The organism is Mycobacterium sp., assembly GCF_036488105.1.
Lineage (GTDB): Bacteria > Actinomycetota > Actinomycetes > Mycobacteriales > Mycobacteriaceae > Mycobacterium.
In genome coordinates this window covers 1-17448 of record NZ_DASXHW010000466.1, presented here as the reverse complement: position 1 = coordinate 17448, position 17448 = coordinate 1, and the positions used below count along the sequence as shown (strand labels likewise).

At 63.7% G+C, this 17448-nt stretch carries 10 protein-coding genes and 1 pseudogene; 4 read left to right on the top strand and 7 right to left on the bottom strand.

What is annotated here, in order from left to right:
- The first annotated feature begins 14 nt into the window (after positions 1-14).
- Genes VGH54_RS24445 through VGH54_RS24435 form a run of 3 tightly spaced genes read left to right on the top strand, consistent with a single transcriptional unit; the run spans position 15 to position 3618 of the window.
- Positions 15-1472, top strand: a complete 1458-nt coding sequence (locus VGH54_RS24445; RefSeq protein ID WP_331514713.1) for an aldehyde dehydrogenase — start codon at positions 15-17, stop codon at positions 1470-1472.
- 59 nt (positions 1473-1531) lie between these two features.
- Positions 1532-2527 (top strand): PDR/VanB family oxidoreductase, encoded by a 996-nt coding sequence (locus VGH54_RS24440; RefSeq protein WP_331514712.1) that lies wholly within the window; start codon positions 1532-1534, stop codon positions 2525-2527.
- On the top strand, positions 2524-3618 hold the full coding sequence (locus tag VGH54_RS24435) for an aromatic ring-hydroxylating dioxygenase subunit alpha (RefSeq protein WP_331514711.1): 1095 nt from the start codon (positions 2524-2526) through the stop codon (positions 3616-3618). Before VGH54_RS24440 ends, VGH54_RS24435 begins: the two co-directional genes overlap by 4 nt.
- Positions 3619-3651: 33 nt before the next feature.
- On the opposite strand, the pseudogene VGH54_RS24430 reads toward VGH54_RS24435, so the two are convergent.
- From VGH54_RS24430 to VGH54_RS24420, 3 genes and pseudogenes are all read right to left on the bottom strand, one after another.
- Positions 3652-3744: pseudogene (locus tag VGH54_RS24430) on the bottom strand (3-hydroxyisobutyrate dehydrogenase); the annotation flags it as partial.
- Between the two features lie 17 nt (positions 3745-3761).
- Positions 3762-5282 (bottom strand): CoA-acylating methylmalonate-semialdehyde dehydrogenase, encoded by a 1521-nt coding sequence (locus tag VGH54_RS24425; protein ID WP_331514710.1) that lies wholly within the window; start codon positions 5280-5282, stop codon positions 3762-3764.
- A gap of 137 nt (positions 5283-5419) precedes the next feature.
- Positions 5420-6736 (bottom strand): class I SAM-dependent methyltransferase, encoded by a 1317-nt coding sequence (locus VGH54_RS24420; protein WP_331514709.1) that lies wholly within the window; start codon positions 6734-6736, stop codon positions 5420-5422.
- A gap of 323 nt (positions 6737-7059) precedes the next feature.
- On the opposite strand from VGH54_RS24420, the gene VGH54_RS24415 reads away from it, so the two are divergent.
- Entirely contained in the window at positions 7060-10236 is a 3177-nt protein-coding gene (locus tag VGH54_RS24415) for an ATP-binding protein (RefSeq protein WP_331514708.1), read from the top strand.
- Positions 10237-10450: 214 nt separating this feature from the next.
- Here VGH54_RS24415 and VGH54_RS24410 read toward each other — a convergent pair whose 3' ends face one another.
- The 4 genes from VGH54_RS24410 to VGH54_RS24395 form a co-directional block, all read right to left on the bottom strand.
- Positions 10451-11656 carry an acyl-CoA dehydrogenase family protein gene (locus tag VGH54_RS24410; RefSeq protein ID WP_331514707.1) on the bottom strand — a complete coding sequence of 402 codons (1206 nt, stop codon included), beginning with the start codon at positions 11654-11656 and terminating at the stop codon, positions 10451-10453.
- Entirely contained in the window at positions 11656-12888 is a 1233-nt protein-coding gene (locus VGH54_RS24405; RefSeq protein WP_331514706.1) for an acyl-CoA dehydrogenase family protein, read from the bottom strand. The genes VGH54_RS24410 and VGH54_RS24405 overlap by 1 nt, the downstream gene beginning before the upstream one ends.
- 607 nt (positions 12889-13495) lie before the next feature.
- Positions 13496-13738 (bottom strand): hypothetical protein, encoded by a 243-nt coding sequence (locus VGH54_RS24400; RefSeq protein ID WP_331514705.1) that lies wholly within the window; start codon positions 13736-13738, stop codon positions 13496-13498.
- Positions 13739-13752: 14 nt separating this feature from the next.
- Positions 13753-16947: an ATP-binding protein gene (locus tag VGH54_RS24395; RefSeq protein WP_331514704.1), complete on the bottom strand. Its 3195-nt coding sequence runs from the start codon at positions 16945-16947 to the stop codon at positions 13753-13755.
- Between the last annotated feature and the right edge of the window lie 501 nt (positions 16948-17448).

Genomic DNA, 17448 nt, shown 5'->3' with positions numbered 1-17448 from the left:
CGGGCGAGATCTCCATGACCACAATCGATTATCCGCAGCTCTACATCGGCGGCACGTGGACCGCGCCCGCTGGCCACGACACCATCGGCGTCCATTCCCCCGCTACCGAGAAGCGCATCGGTTCGGTGCCCAGGGGCACCGAGGCCGATATCGACTCCGCCGTTGCGGCCGCCAGGACAGCGTTCGACGCCCCTGACGGCTGGTCGACTTGGGATCCGAAGGAACGCGCCGATGTCCTCGAACGATTCGCGGTGGAACTGGAAGCCCGCGGAGCTGAAACGGCAAGACGGGTGTCGATGCAGAACGGGATGCCGATCTGGCTTGCGCAGCAGTTCGAGGCTGGCTTCCCACCGCTGCTGGTGCGCTACTACAGCGACCTGATGACGAGCGCACCCGTTGAGGAGTCACGTCCAGGCATGCTCGGCGGCGTTTCGCTGGTGTCCAAGGAGCCTGTCGGCGTCGTCGGTGCGATCGTGCCGTGGAATGTCCCGCAGGGGATTACGTTCCTGAAGATCGCTCCCGCGTTGGCCGCTGGTTGCACTTTCGTCCTCAAACCGGCCGAGGAAACGGTGCTCGATGCGTTCCTGATGGCCGAGGCCGCGGCCGCGGCCGGCATACCGGATGGTGTCGTCAATGTGGTTCCCGGCGGCCGTGAAGTGGGTGCCTACCTCGTCGAGCACCCAGGCGTCGACAAGGTGTCGTTCACCGGTTCGACCGGCGCGGGACGTTGGATCGCCGAAGCATGCGGGCGGCTCTTGCGACCGGTCACCCTCGAACTTGGCGGCAAATCCGCGGCCATTATTCTCGACGACGCCGATATGGCTTCCTCCATGGAGTCCTTATTCGGGTGCACCCTGCTGAACAATGGCCAAATCTGCTGGCTCAATACCCGGGTGCTGGCTCCGCGTAGTAGGTACAACGAAATTGTCGATGCGATAACCGATTTCACCCGCTCCCTGAGGGTGGGCGATCCACTCGATCCGGAGACCAAGATCGGCCCGTTGGTATCGCAGCGCCAGCGCGACCGCGTCGAAGGTTACATCGCCAAAGGCAAGAGCGAAGGTGCCCGAATGACCACCGGCGGTTCGCGGCCATTTGACCGAGGCTGGTTCCTGGAACCCACCATATTCGCCGACTTGGACAACAACGCGACGGTCTCGCGCGAGGAGATCTTCGGGCCGGTGCTGTCGCTGATTCCCTACTCCGACGAGCGCGAAGCCGTTGCGATCGCCAACGACAGTATCTACGGGCTAGGTGGCTCGGTGTGGTCATCAGATCCCGAACGGGCGACCAATGTCGCCCGTCGCGTTCGCTCGGGAACGGTCGGGGTCAATCACTACGTCAATGACCCTGTCGCCCCGTTCGGCGGTATCAAGCAAAGCGGCATGGGACGCGAATTGGGTCCGGAGGGTCTGAATGCGTTTCAGGTGTACAAGACCATCTACCTGCCGCCCCCGCCGAGCGCTGGTTAAGCGCAGGCAATACGACTGGCGTCGAACTGATTTCGTGCCACGATCGGAGCAAGTCAACAATGTCTGCGCCCGCCGTCACCACACCCGGTGCCAACGTACATGAGTTCACATCAGATTTGATCGTTCGACGCCGTAGCACACCGGCAGACGGCGTGGTGATGCTCGACCTTGCCCATCCAGAAAACGAAGACCTGCCGCGCTGGGAACCGGGAGCCCATATCGACTTGATTCTCGACGACGGATTAACGCGCCAATACTCGTTGTGCGGTGACCCCCACGATTCGAGTCTGTGGCGCATTGGGGTCTTGCTCGATCCCAACAGTCGCGGCGGCTCGCGCTACGTTCACGACAACCTCGACGAAGGTGCCAAGGTGCGAGTACGTGGCCCGCGCAACCATTTTCCCTTGGTTGACGCGCCGCGCTATCGGTTCATTGCGGGAGGTATCGGTATCACACCGATTTTCGCGATGCTCGAAGCCGTGGAGCGAGCAGGCGGGGACTGGACGTTGCTGTACGGCGGACGAACCAGGGCATCCATGGCCTTCGCGGAGGACCTCGCCAAGCGCTATCCCGAGCGGGTAACTGTGTGGCCACAGGACGAACGCGGTCTTCTCGACCTGGAATCGCTTTTCAAAGAGCCCGAAGACAACACCTTGGCCTACTGCTGTGGACCCGAGCCATTGTTGTCTGCGGTCGAGCAGCACTCCACTCACTGGCCGGCCGGGATCCTTCATATCGAACGGTTCGCCGCCAAGGCGCCAACCGCCGAGGAGGCGGCCGAAGCGCTCGACCAGTTCGAGGTCGTATGCCAGCGGTCAGGGTCGAACTTCGAGATAACTTCGGACCAGTCAATTTTGGAAGTCCTTGAGGAAGAAGGCATCCCAATTCTCGGTAGCTGCTATGAAGGTGTCTGCGGCACCTGCGAAGCGAGAGTTCTGGAGGGAACACCCGACCACCGCGACTCCGTGCTCACCGATGCTGAAAAAGCTGCCGGCGAAGTCATGTTGATCTGCGTGTCGCGTTCTCGCACCGAAAGGCTGGTGCTGGACCTGTGAAGACTGTTAAGACCAATTACCCGAAGAAGTGCTGGTACGTCGCGGCCACCTCCGACGAGATCGGAATGTCGCCGCTCGGGCGTCGTTTACTCGGTGAGGAGGTCGTGCTGTGGCGTAGTGGCAACGGTGACGTCCACGCGTTCGAAAACCGTTGCGCACACCGAGCATTCCCGCTGTCGCATAGCACGATCCAAGGCGATCAACTGGTGTGCGGCTACCACGGATGCACCTACGATCCTGATGGCAAGTGCATATACACACCCGCCCAACCCCAAGTCCCGACGGGCATGAGGGTGCCTGTCTTCCCCGTCCTCGAGCAGCCACCATTCATCTGGATCTGGCTTGGAACGCCTGCGGCCGCCGCGGGCGGCCAGCCGCCAAACCTGAGATGGATCAACGACCCCGCGTGGACAACATTCGCAAGCACCTGGCAAATAAACGCGAACTACATGATGGTGCACGAACATTACTTGGACTTCAGCTACGCTCCCATCCTGCACAGGCGTGATGTGCCAGAAGAGATCAGCAGCATGCCCGCCTTCAATGATGTCGAAGTCAGCGAGACCACCGTGTCCTACACTCGACTCCTACCGGATGCTCAGCTCACAGACTGGGAGGCCGACGCCACCGGGCTCGACCGCGGGCTTACTTATAAGCGTCGCGAGAGCGGCACGTTCGTCTCTCCGGCGGTGCACCGCCAATATTGGGAGATCGCCGCTGCCGATGGCGAGCTCTACACCACCACCCGAACTCACGCCATTACTCCCGAAACGGAGACTTCGACTCATGTGTTCATGCAGGGATCGCGTGACTACAGACTCGATAGTGGTGCGGTGACCGCTCGGCTGGCATCGTTCCTGGCTGAGGTTTCTCAACGCGATACCGCCATACTCGAGATGGCGTCAAATCACTCGGGCTACGACGGTTGGAGAGGCGGTGTGGAGTTTCAGGCGGACGCCGCCGCCTTGCGGGCGCGTCGCATCGTTGGGGTGATGTTGGCCAAAGAAGCGGGTCGCTCGACGATACGCCCCGGTTTGGCTCCGAGCAGCAGGAAGGACTCGCTCAGCCCGCGTCAGCCCGTGAAGGGTTGAGGAATCCACGGTTGAGAAGGCCGCGGTCATATTGCTGAAGTCCTTGTCGGCGTGGGTCGTTGCGAATTTCGCGCAGATGTCGGCGGCGTGGCTACCCAGTGGCGCGGCTGAGCCGGTCGAGTTGACCGGAAATTGATGGTGCCCTACTTCATCGTCGGGATGCTGAACTCCGCGCCGTCCTTGATGCCCGACGGCCAGCGAGACGTGACGGTCTTGACCTTGGTGTAGAACTCGATCGAAGCCGGGCCGTGCTGGTTGAGATCACCGAAGCCGGAACGCTTCCAGCCGCCAAACGTGTGGTAGCCCACCGGGACCGGGATGGGTACGTTGACCCCGACCATGCCCACCTGCACCCCCGAGACGAAATCACGGGCTGTGTCGCCGTCGCGGGTGAAGATCGCCACTCCGTTGCCGTACTCATGCTCGGTCGGCAGCCGCAAGGCCTCCTCGTAGTCATGGGCCCGGACGATGCACAGCACCGGGCCGAAGATCTCGTCGGTGTAGATCGACATGTCCGGGCTAACGTGGTCAAACAATGTGGGCCCGATGAAATAGCCGCCCTCTAGGTTGGCATCGCCGAACGTCAGATCGTCGCTGGTGCGCTCGCGGCCGTCGACGACGAGGTCGGCACCCGCCTCGACGCCCTGGCCGATGTAGTGGCGGACCCGGTTAAGGGCGGCCCCGGTGACCAAAGGCCCGTAGTCCGCTTTGGGGTCCAGGCTGTGCCCGACCCGCAGCTGCTTGATGCGCTCAACAAGCCTGTTGCGCAACCGGTTTGCCGTCTCCTCGCCGACCGGCACCGCGACGGAGATCGCCATGCACCGCTCCCCGGCACTGCCATAGCCGGCGCCGATCAGTGCATCGACGGCCTGATTCAGGTCTGCGTCGGGCATCACGATCATGTGATTTTTCGCGCCGCCGAAGCACTGCGCACGCTTGCCGGTGCTCGTCGCCGTCGCGTAAATGTACTGGGCGATATCTGAACTGCCGACGAACCCGACGGCTTGAATGTCGGGGTGGGTCAGGATGGCGTCGACGGCTTCCTTGTCGCCTTGGACCACCTGGAACACGCCTGCGGGCAGACCGGCTTCGAGGAACAATTCGGCCAGGCGCACCGGCACCGACGGGTCGCGCTCAGAAGGCTTGAGGATAAACGCGTTTCCGCATGCGAGCGCGGGACCGGCCTTCCACAAAGGGATCATTGCCGGGAAGTTGAACGGGGTGATGCCGGCCACCACACCCAGCGGCTGACGCAACGAATACACGTCAATGCCCGGGCCGGCGCCCTCGCTATATTCACCCTTGAGCAGATGCGGGATGCCGACACAAAACTCGATGACGTCGATACCGCGCTGAATGTCTCCACGCGCGTCCGGCAGCGTCTTACCGTGCTCGCGCGACAGCATCTCGGCGAGTTCGTCGACATGCTCGTTGGCCAACTGGATAAACCGCATCATCACCCGTGCCCGGCGCTGAGGGTTGAACGCCGCCCACTCCTGTTGCGCCCGCGCCGCGGAGGCCACCGCGGCGTCGACCTCGCTCTTGCTGCCCATGGGCACCACTGCCTGGACCTGGCCCGTGTTGGGGTTGAGCACGTCGGCGGTGCGACCGGACTTGCCGGCGGTGCGCTGGCCGTCGATAAAGTGGGAGATCTGTGCGGTCATGGATGCCCTCGGATGCGCAAAAGGTGTCGATGGGTTACTGGGACATCCTAGTAATGGAAGCGTCCGAGGCTATAGACCCAACGGAGGGTATTTGTCTCTTCCTTTGGAGTGATGCCCTGAGCTTCCATACTGACGACTTACGGTCGCCACCACTGCCGCAACGGCAGAGCGGTGTCGATTCCGCGGTCGTCAAGCTTCGTCGCTAGCACTTGATGTATCTGAACAACGTTGTGCTCGAACCCTAATCGCGACCCCGCCAGGTACAGACCCCACACTTTGGCAGTACCCAGACCGACCTCGGCGACGGCTTCGTCCCAATGCGCCACTAGTTTGCGGCACCAGTCGCGCAGGGTCATCTCGTAGTGGTGCCGGAGGTTCTCCACGTGCAGCACCTCCAGGCCGACGTCCTGCATCTCAGTGATGATGCGTCCCGAGCCGGTCTCTTCCCCGTCGGGGAATACGTACCGGTCCAGGAAAGGGTCTGCATCGAATTTGGACTTGTTGTCGTGCCGGGTGATGCAGTGATTGAGCAGTAACCCGCCGGTGCGCAATTTGGACTTGAGGAAGCCGAAATAAGCGGGATACTGTCCGACGCCGATGTGCTCGGTCAGCCCGATCGACGAGACGGCGTCGAAGCCCGTCTCGTCGACATCGCGGTAGTCGCAGTGTCGCACCTCGGCCAGCTCGCTCAGCCCGTCGGCCTCGATCGCCTTTTGTGCCCACTTGGCCTGTTCGGCCGCCAGCGTCACACCGATTACGCGGACGCCGCGGCGAGCCGCGTAGCGCGTCATGCCGCCCCAGCCGCAACCCACGTCGAGCAACCGATCCCCCGGCTGCAGGCGCAGCTTGTCGAAGATCAGCCGGAACTTATTCTCCTGCGCCTCCTCCAGCGTCGCATCGGCGGTCGGGTATAGCGCGCAGCTATAAGCCATCAACGGATCGAGCACCAGCTCGTAGAACCTGCTAGAGACGTCGTAGTGGTGGTGGATGGCTGCAGCGTCCCGAGCCTTGCTGTGCCGCAACCCCAGGGCGATACGGTGCCACCGCGGAAGCACCTCCTGCGGCGGCGGCGCGACGGGCAGCAGTCGACTCAAGCCGACGGACCGGATGATGTTGGCCATCACCCGCGCCGGGGGCCGCTCAAAAATGAGCGTATCGGTCAGCGCCTTTAACAGCTCGTACGGATCGCCGGGGTGCACGCCATTGGCTTCCACGTCACCCGAGACGTAGGCGCGGGCCAACCCCAGTTCCCCAGGCGCGGTGACGAGGTAGGTGACGCCCCGCGGGGTCAGCAGATTCAGGCCTACAGTGGCGTCGTCGGGTCCGGCCATGCTGCCGTCGAAGGCGGTGAACCTCAACTGCGGCTGCTGACTGCCTTCGGCGAAGATCGCCAGGATCTGCGCCAAGCTCAGCTTGCCGGTCGCCGTGCGGGTCGGCTCCTTGAACGTCACCATCGTCGTTGCACCGCCTTTGCCGGAGCTCGAGGAGACAGGAATCGGGATCGTAAGTCGTCTTCGTCGTGCCAAGTATCGAGCCTCCCGGTACGGAACCAGCTCCATCTCGTTTCGCTGTGTGAAATCCCTCGTGACTAATCATTTCGGACTCATGACAAAATGTAGTCCGACCAACCGGCAGGCGACACGGAAATGTGCGAACCGCGGTTCCGGACTGCGACCAGCCCACCCGATCGCTGACTCGATAAAACGCCTGTCCGTGAGTCGATCGGCCTATCCTGAGTGAGTCCTGGAGACGCTGAGGCCAAGCGGCGGAGGGTCTGATGACCGCAGCGACCGCGTGCCGCACGTGTGGCACCGAACCGCGGAAGGATGCGCGATTCTGTGACGGCTGTGGTGCACCCGTCACGGAGCACGACACCCCCGCGGAGTACAAGCAGGTAACCGTCCTGTTCGCAGATGTGGTGCACTCCATGGACATCGCGGCACTTGTGGGCGCCGAGCGGCTGCGCGAGATCATGGCAGAACTCGCCGACCAGTGCGCGGCGGTGGTGAGACGGTACGGCGGCACGGTGGACAAGTTCACCGGCGACGGCATCATGGCGGTGTTCGGTGCGCCGATAGCGTTGGAGGACCACGCTGTTCGGGCTTGCCTGGCGGGCCTGCGCGTTCAGGAGGACGCCAAGCAGATTGCTGTCACCGTGCGAGAGCGCGACGGTGTGGATCTCCGGTTACGCGTGGGTCTCAACTCCGGTGAGGTGATCGCCGGTGAGATCGGTTCGGGTGCACTGGGCTACACGGCCGTTGGTGAACAAGTCGGCATGGCCCAGCGGATGGAGTCGGTGGCACCGCCGGGTGGGGTGATGCTCAGCGCATCGACCGCACGACTGGTTGAGGGCGCAGCGACTATCGGCGACGCTGAGTTGGTTCAGATCAAGGGTGCCGACGCGCCGGTGACTGCCCGGCGGCTGTTGAGTGTGGCGGACCGGGATCGGCCTGTTGCTGCTTCTCAATCGGCTCTGGTGGGTCGGCGCTGGGAGATGGCCGCCGTCGACGGACTGCTGGAATGTGTTATCGACGGCCAGGGCGCGGTGGTTACCGTGGTGGGATCACCGGGTATCGGCAAGAGCCGTCTCGTGCGTGAGGCGACCGCAATCGCTAGTGGGCGCAAAGTCGAGGTGTTCAGCGCCTTTTGCGAATCGCATGCCACCGACATTGCCTTCCACGTCGTGGCGCGGCTGCTGCGGGCGGCCACCGGCGTGCGTGGCCTGGACGCCCCGGCCGCTCGTGAGCGAGTGCGCTCCCGGGTGCCGGGTGCAGACCCCGAGGACTTGCTGCTCTTCGATGACTTGTTGGGCATCGCCGATCCCGAGGTTGAGCTGCCCAAGATCGATCCCGATGCCCGGCGGCGGCGATTGACCACGCTGGTCAATGCCGCCTCGTTGGCCCGCCACGCCCCGGCAGTCTATGTCGTTGAGGACGTGCACTGGATCGACGAGGTCAGCGAATCCATGGTTGCCGACTTTGTGGCGGTGATCCCGCAGACGCACTCGCTGGTGCTGATCAGCTACCGCCCCGAATATCGGGGCGCGTTGAGCCGGGTGCCCGGTGCTCAGAGCATCGCCCTTGCGCCGCTAAGCGATCCGGAGACCGCGGCACTGGTCAGCGAGCTTTTGGGGTCGGACTCCTCGGTTGCGGGGTTGGCCCCCATCATCGTCGAAAGGGCTGCCGGTAACCCATTTTTCGTGGAGGAGATGGTGCGCGAACTGGCCGAGCGAGGTGTCCTGCGCGGAAACCACACCGCCTACGTTTCGACCGTCGGCGCTGCTGAGGTCAGCGTGCCCGCCACCGTGCAGGCCACCATTGCCGCACGCATCGACCGCCTTGACCCGGCGGCCAAGCGAACCTTGAGTGCTGCGGCGGTCGTCGGCTCACGGTTCAGCCGGGAACTGCTGGAAACGCTGGGGATTGATCCTGTCCTTGAGAGCCTGGCGAGCGGCCAGTTCATCGATCAGGTCAGCTTCACCCGGCACCCCGAGTATGTATTCCACCATCCGCTGATCCGCACGGTGGCCTACGAATCACAGCTCAAGTCGGATCGCGCCCAGCTGCACCGGCGGCTGGCCGCCGCGATCGAAGCCCGCGAGCCGCAATCGGCCGACCAGAGCGCGGCGCTGATCGCCGAACATCGGGAGGCCGCCGGTGATCTGCGGGCCGCTTACGGCTGGCACATGCGCGCGGCGACGTGGGCGACCAACCGCGACATCGCCGCAGCATGGCTCAGTTGGGAGCGGTCCCAAAAGATCGCCGACGCCCTGCCCGCCGATGACCCGAACCGAGCGGCCATGCGCATTGCCCCGCGCACCATGTTGTGCGGGATCGCCTGGCGCGTCCAGGTAAATGTTGCCGGTGACCGCTTTGATGAATTGCGACAGTTGTGCACCGCCGCCGGGGACAAGGCGTCACTGGCCATCGCCATGGCGGGGCTGGTGATGGATCACGCGTATCACGCCCGGATCCCCACGGCGTCGCAGCTGGCGTCGGAAGCCATGGCCCTCATCGAGTCCATCGGCGATCCGACCTTGACGGTGGGGCTGTCCTTCGCCCCGATCTACGCCAAGGTTGAGAGCACCCAGTGGTGTGACGTGCTGCAGTGGTCACAGGCAGTTATCGACCTGGCCGACGGTGACCCGTCCAAAGGCGACTTCATCTTCGGATCTCCGTTAGCACTCGCCTTTGCGACGCGGGGTATGGCCCGTTACTGCCTGGGTCGTCCCGGATGGCGAGACGACCTGCTCCACGGCCTTGACATGGCACGCAGTGCTGACCCCCTGTCCTACGCCAGGGCCGTCACCTACGTCTACGTATTAGCAATACCGGTTGGCGTGCTGAGGCCCGACGATCGCGCGGTGCGCGAGATCGAGAATGCCCTAGGGATTGCCGAACGATCCGCTACTGGACTCGCGGTGGCCGCCGCCCGGCTGACGCTGGGCGTTGCGCTGGTGCACCGCCCAACGGCTGCCGAGCGTGACCGCGGACACAAGCTGCTGGCCGAGGTCAGCGACGTGTTCCTACGCCAGGACGGTTACAACCTGGCCGAGTTACCGGCCCTCGACATGTACTTGGCGCGTGAGAGGGCGAGAGGTGGAGATCGCGATGACGCCATATCGCTCATGCGCGCCCAAACCGACCCTCTGTTCCGCGATGGACATCTGCTGATGTGGGGTGTTCCTGCGACGGGTGTTCTGGTGGAAACACTGCTCGACCGCGGGGCCGACGCTGACGTGGCCGAAGCCGACGCCGCGATCGAGCGGTTAGCGGCGGCGCCAGCCGACGACGGCTTGGCTATACGAGAAGTCACCCTGTTGCGACTGCGGGCTCTACTGGCGCGGGCGCGCGGTGACGAGGCCGCCTACCGAGACGATCGGGATCGCTACCGCGACATGGCGACATCGCTTGGCTTTGAGGGGCACATTCCCTGGGCCCAGGCAATGCCATAACGGTGGGTTGCACCCCCCTGCGAACGGCTTCTTGCGCTTTGGCCTAACGCTGTGCGTATAGCGCCGAATTGGCGAAGGAGGTCGAAGCTCCCGAGTGGAATCTCGGGGTCAGTTTTCGGAAGTTGTTGATAGGGCTCGCCGACGCGGAAATAAGCGTCTTCGGCATGCATGTCGCCGACCCGGTCATTGGAACTGTCGTAACCGCAGATCGGGTCTACCGGTTCGTCACACCCGCCGATTCGACCCCGCCTGCGTGAGGTGCCCCGACTACTTCGTCAGTTGCGTTGGTTAGCTCTGCATACCGTGCGAGGTGATAGTCGGCTGATCCGAACTCGTACTGGATGGCGGTCAGTCGTTTGAAGTAGTGCCCGATCGCCAGTTCCTCCGTCATGCCCATGCCGCCGTGCAGTTGCACGGCGTTCTGCCCGATGAAGCGAGCCGCGCGCCCGATCGTCGCCTTTGCGGCCGAAACGGCCCGCGCGCGGCTGGCCGGCTCGGCCGACAGGTGCAGGATCGCGAGGTATACGGCCGCAATCGCCTGCTCGAGCTCCATGTACATGTCAACCATCCGGTGTTGCAGGACCTGAAAGCTACCGATCGGCTGCCCGAATTGCTGGCGCTGTTTGCAGTACTGGACGGTGTCGTTCAACACTTTTCGCATGCAGCCCACTGCTTCTGAGCAGATCGCCGCCGCTCCCTCATCACGCGCCTGCGCAACGGACGACCAGGCCTGTCCCTCGTCGCCGAGTAGCGCGCCGGCGGGCAGCCGCAGACCGTCGACCACCAAGTCGGCCGCGCGACGGTCATCGATCGTTGGGTAACTGTGGATCCCAAGGCCGGGACCCGCTCTGTCCAAATCGACGAGGAAGAGCGAGATGCCGACGGGAAGCAACCCGGGGCTGGAGGTCTGCGCGGTTACCAGCAGATGTGTGGCCAGGGGCGCGCCGACGGAGACGATCTTGGTCCCATTCAGCACCCAGTCGTCGCCGTGACGTTCCGCTGTGGTCGCCACGTGTTGCCAACGATCGCCGGATGTCGGTTCGGCTGCGGCCAAGGCGACGATCGCGGTGCCGGCCACGATCCGTTGCAGTACCGAGGTGGCTGCCTCCCCGCGGGCACGGCGCAACAGTCCGCCCGCCACCACGACGGTGTCGACGTAAGGCTCGACGACCAGTGCCTGACCCAGCGCTTCGGTGATGACCATGAGTTCCACTGGGCCGCCGCCCATTCCGCCGACATCTTCGGGCAGGGTGGCGCCCAGGATGCCGAGTTCATCGGCAAACCCTCGCCAGATATCCGGTTGCCAACCGGCGCCGGATTTGGCGGCAGTGCGGCTCTTGTCGAGGTCGTAGCGGGTCGCGAGGAACCTTCCGAGCCCGTCGCGCAGCAGTTCTTGTTCCTTGGTCAGGTTGAAATCCATCAGAGCCCCAAAGCCCATTTGGCGAGAATGTTGCGCTGAATTTCGTTGCTGCCGGCAAAGATTGAGCCCGCCCGGTCATTGAAGTAGTGCAGCGGCGCGACCGCCTGCCACGGTTCCCCGCTGATGTATCCGTCGGCGGGTGGCTCGAATTCGGAGACCGGCCCGCCGGGCCGCGTCGCATGCGGTTGATATATCCGGCCACGAGGCCCGGCCGCCTCCAGGGCGAGTTCGGTGAGCATCTGGCTCAGCTCGGTAGCCAGGATCTTCAGCATTGACGACGCGGCGCCGGGGTTCTTGCCTTCAGCCACTGTCGCCAACGTTCGGTATTCGAGTATCTCGAGCACCTCGGTCCGGATCCGCACATCCGCGAGCTTGTGCGCGAAGGCCGGGTCGTCGAGCAGCTCGCCGCCGGCGGGTCCCGGTTGCGCAGCGGCGACGGTAGCGATGTCGTCGGCCATCACCTGCATCCCCGGTGCGGTCGCACCTCCGCCGCGTTCGAACTCCAACAGGTACTTGGCCACGGTCCAGCCGTCGTCGATCTCGCCAACCACGTTGTCCTTGGGCACCCGGACACCGTCGAAGAACACCTGGTTCTGGATCTGCTCGCCGGAGGTCATCACCAGCGGGCGGATCTGGATGCCCGGGGAGGTCATGTCGATCAGCACAAACGTGATGCCCTGTTGTTTGCGCTGCATGCGCGAGGTACGGACCAGACCGAACATCCAGTTCGCCTCGCGTGCGTGTGTCGTCCAGATCTTGCTGCCGGTGCACACCAGGTTGTCGCCGTCATCGACAGCGGCCATCGACAGCGAGGCCAGATCCGAACCCGCTTCGGGTTCGGAGTAGCCCTGACAGAAGAAAACCTCACCGGTCAGGATGCGGGGCAGAAAGAACTCCTTCTGCTGCGGCGTACCGTACGCCAAGATCGCGTAGGCGACCATCCGAATCCCCATCGGCGACAACACCGGAGCTCCGGCCAGCGTCGACTCGCGGCTGAAAATGTAGTGCTGAGTCAGGCTCCAGTCGCACCCGCCGTATTCGACCGGCCAGGCCGGCGCTGCCCAGCCCCGCTCGTGCAGGATCCGCTGCCACTGCATGCTGGCCTCGTGGTCGGAATAAAAACTTGTCATCAAACGACCGGCCTGCCGCAAGTCCGGCGTCAACTTCTCATCCAGGAAGCTGCGGACCTCGTCGCGGAACGCCAGGTCGGACGCCGACCAGTCCAGATTCATGTGCGCTCCTTTATGTGCGCTCCCCGTTTGTCCCGCTCTGGCTTCAATGTTGCTACAGCAGCCGACCGTTGGCCAGCCACCTCGCGCAGTTCCCCGATACCGCCTGGCGTCTGCCACAGCAGCGCTGGCGCAGTGATTGCACCTGTCCGATCCCTTCTCGATCGGGGCGTTCCCCGGGTTGTTCGTAGCAGCGTCGGGGTTCAAACTTTCTGACCCTGCGACCCGGCGCGGTGAAATTCGCCGGGGCCTTTTCCGTTACCCTACAGCACTGCTCGCCCATGCGTATCCAATCTTGTTGAACTCCAACGTTTTACACAGTTTGCACAGGGAGCTTTTGATAACCCGCCTCACCTTCACTCAGAGATGTTGTGCGAGTGATTATTACAGCTGTTTTCGACTCGAGGGCCCAGACGCGCTGCCCGATGCGCCGGACCGATTCGAGCGCGACGCCGCCGCCTTCGCTGCTATCACGTCAAACGAGCTAACCGAGCGCGAAAGAAACTACTGGTCGCTCGTTCAAACCGCGGCCTCCGACCCGACCGGGAGCGACGAAGGCGATTGAGAACATGCTGCGCCGCTCTCGGGTTGGACACGCAACTCGCGCAACTCAACCAGGGTGTTCGAGTTCTATTCGGGCCTGGTCGATTTGGTCGTAGGCATACCTCACCATCTCGGCGGTGGTCATGGTCTCGCCCTTGCGGGCGAGTTGTTCGTAGGTCTGGTCGCCGAGAACATCGCGGAGGTAGGTGATCGCGGTGTTAATTTCGGGGGTTCCTAGTGCGGTGAGCGGGCTAAGTGCGAAACCGGCGATGGTGGCCGCCAACTCGCGGCGTCCGAGCCGGTCGAACACAGCGTTCCGAGACGCTAGGGCAGCCCTCGGGTCTGCCCGTCTCGCGGCATCGCCTCGGCCCAAGCGGAATGCCCCTCGAATCCAAGCGTTCTCGCCATGTCGCTATAGCGATCCCGGTATTCGCGGTAGACGGAATCGTCGCCGCGAGCCCGCGCCAGCAGACCGTGCAGCCGCAGCAGCCAGATCTCGCGTATCACCAGACCCTCATCTGCTGGCGCTGCCGCTAACCGTTCGACCGCGGCCTCGGCCTCGGCCGCGTCGCCGTCCCCCGCGCGGTCTAGCAGGGTCTGCACCAGAACACCTGTCGCAGCGAGGCCCCACATCAGCAGTCGTCCTGTGCGGAACAGATGGTCGACGGTGGAGCGCATGAGCGCTATTGCGTCATCGCGGTACCCCGCTCTAGCCCTTTCGCGTGCCAGGTAGACCTCGATGATCGGCAAATCGCACAGGTTGCGTCCTTGGTTGCGGAGCACTTCGCCGACCTCGGCCGCGAGCTTCTGTCCGCGATCACGCTCTGCAGCCTTTTGACAGTGCATCAGCGCAAGCGCCAACGCCGCCCGGATGTAGCCCACCACGGTGTCATCACTGGATCGCTCGGCGATACGTAGCGCATCCTCGATCTCGTGCAGCGCTCGGTCATCGGGCGTCAGCACGCCAAGAGGTATCCCCATCAAGTAGGTATAGCCGACAACCCCGGCGTAGGACGCGGGGTCAGCGCCGCGGGCCATCGGCTGGCCGTCGCGCAGGTCGTCGAGCCATCCGGGACGACCCAACCAATACCGGGCCATACCCCGCGTGGTGATGGCCAGCGCTAATGGACACCCGACAAGAAAGTTGCCGCTAGATGGGTCACCGTCGGCTAGGTCGACAACGGCCTGTGACCATCGCAGCACCTCACACCACTCGGCGCTCTCGATCTTGCCGTAAATCAGCGGAAACGACAGTCCCACTGTCAAGGTCGCATCGCCGACCGATTCAGCGAGGTCCATCGCTTCCGATGTCAGCTGCGACACCTCACGCATCCGGTCCTGATGCGCGTGATCCATCACCAGCCCCGCCATGCCGATGGCCAGTGACGCCTTGTCCCCGGCGGCAGCGCACAACTCACGCAACTCGTCGAAGCGGTCCCCGGTCACATTCACATGCACTCGCCAGGCGGTCCCGCACAGCATGGTGCGCGGGGCGATGCGCATGGCTGTCCTGTTGGGGTCTTCGGCGGGCAGGGCGTCGGCGATCTTCTGGGCGCGCCCCCAGCTCAGCCGCGCCGTCGCGATGTCGCGGTTGGTCGCCCATGCTGCGGCCCGCATGTGCCAGCCGTAGGCGGCGTGCAAATCGCCAGCGGCCTCAAGATGTTCGGCGATGAGCGCCGCATTCTGGTCGGCCGATTCCGGCTCGCGGGCTTCGATCGCGGCGGCCAGCCGCCGGTGCAGCTCGGCGCGATCCGATTTGAGCTGAGCCTCGTAGGCCACCGCACGAATGAGCGGATGGTGAAAGACATATTCCGGTTGTCCAGTGACCTCGACCTGATCGACGAGCTGGGCTGCCACCAAGTCAGCAGTCACCGGCTCAACACCCAGCACCGTGAGCAGGTCGAGGCCGAACCGCGAGCCGACGACCGCCGCCGCCCTGAGCGTGCGTTTGGCTTTCGGATCGAGCCGGTCGATGCGCGCGGCAATAGTCGCCTGCAACGTGGCGGGCACGCTCACCTCGCTGACCTCCGCTGCCGACGCGTAGGCGCCAGGCTCCCCTTGCAGCACACCGCGCTCGGCAAGATCGCGCACCAACTCCTCGGCGAAAAACGGATTACCGCCGGCCCTTTCGGCGACTCTTCGGCCCAGTGCATCAACCGACGGCTCCGCGCCGAGCAGATGTGTGACTAGTGCCGCGGTTTCTGAATCACTCAGCGGCGCAAGGGCTACGGTGTGGGCACCGGCCACTCTGGTGAATGCGCCTTGATATTCGGGTCGGTAGGTGACCAGTACCAGTGCAGGCGTCTGAGGGATCAGGAAATCGGTCAGCATCGACTCGCTGACCTCATCGATCCAGTGGGCGTCCTCAACGACATAGATCGCCAACCTCTGGCGGGACAATCTGGCGGCTTTCAACAGCGCGGCCAACCGCCGCCGACGGGCATCCGGATCAATCGCCGGTATGGCAGTAATCGGGTCGGCGATGCCGAGCAGATCATCAAGCAGCAGCACGTCCTCAGGGTCTGCGTCTGGAATTTGGTCTCGCACTCGGGTGCGGGCCGCCTGCCCGTCAAGACCCTCGACGCCGGTGGCCGCCCGCAGCAGACGCGCCACGGCATGAAATGGGACCTGGCTGGTGTGTGATTCACAGAAGGCGCTGAACACCTCCACATCCCGGACCGCTGCCATCGCGGCGACCTCGCGCACCAGACGACTCTTGCCGATGCCGGGTTCGCCCACCACCTCAACCACAGCGCCATGTCCACCGAGTGCGCGGTCCAATAAGCCCTCTACGGTGGACATTTCCCACCCGCGACCCACCAGCTTCGACTCAGCACGACCAACAGGGCGACGCTCTTCCGACATGCTCAGCAACCGCTGGGCGTAAATGGCTCGATCGGTGCCCTTGATGTGCACAAGCTCAACCGCACCCAACGCGACCGCGTCTTCGACCAGCCGCGCAGTCGACGCACTCACCATCACTCCACCGGGCGGAGCGACCGATTCCATCCGTTGCGCCATACCCACTTGCTCGCCGATCGCGGTATAGCCCAACGACGTTGAGCCGACTTCGCCAGCGATGACCTGACCCGAATTGAGACCAACACGCAACCGCAGGTCTATACCGTCGCGGTCCTTGACCTCAGTAGCCAACCGGATGGTCTCCTCTTGGATGCCCAGCGCCGCGAGACAGGCACGAAGAGCGTGGTCTTCCAAGGCAACTGGCGCACCGAACACCGCCATGATGCCGTCACCGGTGAACTTGTCCACCGTGCCGCCGTAACGCTGCACCACCACCGAAGCACGGGTGACCAGCTCGGTCATGATCTCCCGTAGCCGCTCTGTGCCCACCGCCGCAGCGATGTCCATCGAATGGACTACGTCGGCGAACAGAATCGTGACCTGCTTGTACTCCGCCCGGGTATCGCCGTCTTTGACTGGTGAGCCACAGCCATGACAAAACCGGGCGTTCTCTAGAGGCTCAGTGCCACACGTCCGGCACGCTGCTATGGCCGTCATCCGACCCTCCGCCGATCCTGGGCCCCAGCCACTCCTGGGTTCTTAAAGGATAGGCGGTTGACCCCTTTCACGAGGGCCGGTGGCGTTCACGCAGTTCTGGACCGCCCCGCCGTTCGGCCTGTACCTCCACTAATGGAACAATCTTTTTGACGTAGTCGCGGTATGCGGCAGTTTTATGGCCTGACCAGCACTTTCTCAGTGGAGCTGCCGGGAATCGAAGACGCATATAACGCGGTTGAGCTGCGATAATGAAACATGCGTCATCACTGCGCGACATGGGAAAACACGGACGGACATGAGCTAGGTGCTGACCACCGTCAGCACGCCACTAACATCTGAGTCGAGCTCTGCGGTCTCGTTCGTTACCCTCTGACGACGAAGCTCTAGCTAGAAGACACGACGAGCGCATCACCGATCTGTACACCGTCATCACTCCAGCCCCGGACTGACCCGATCCGCTCGGTGAACCACATCGCACTGACCACGTCGGCGCAACTCGTC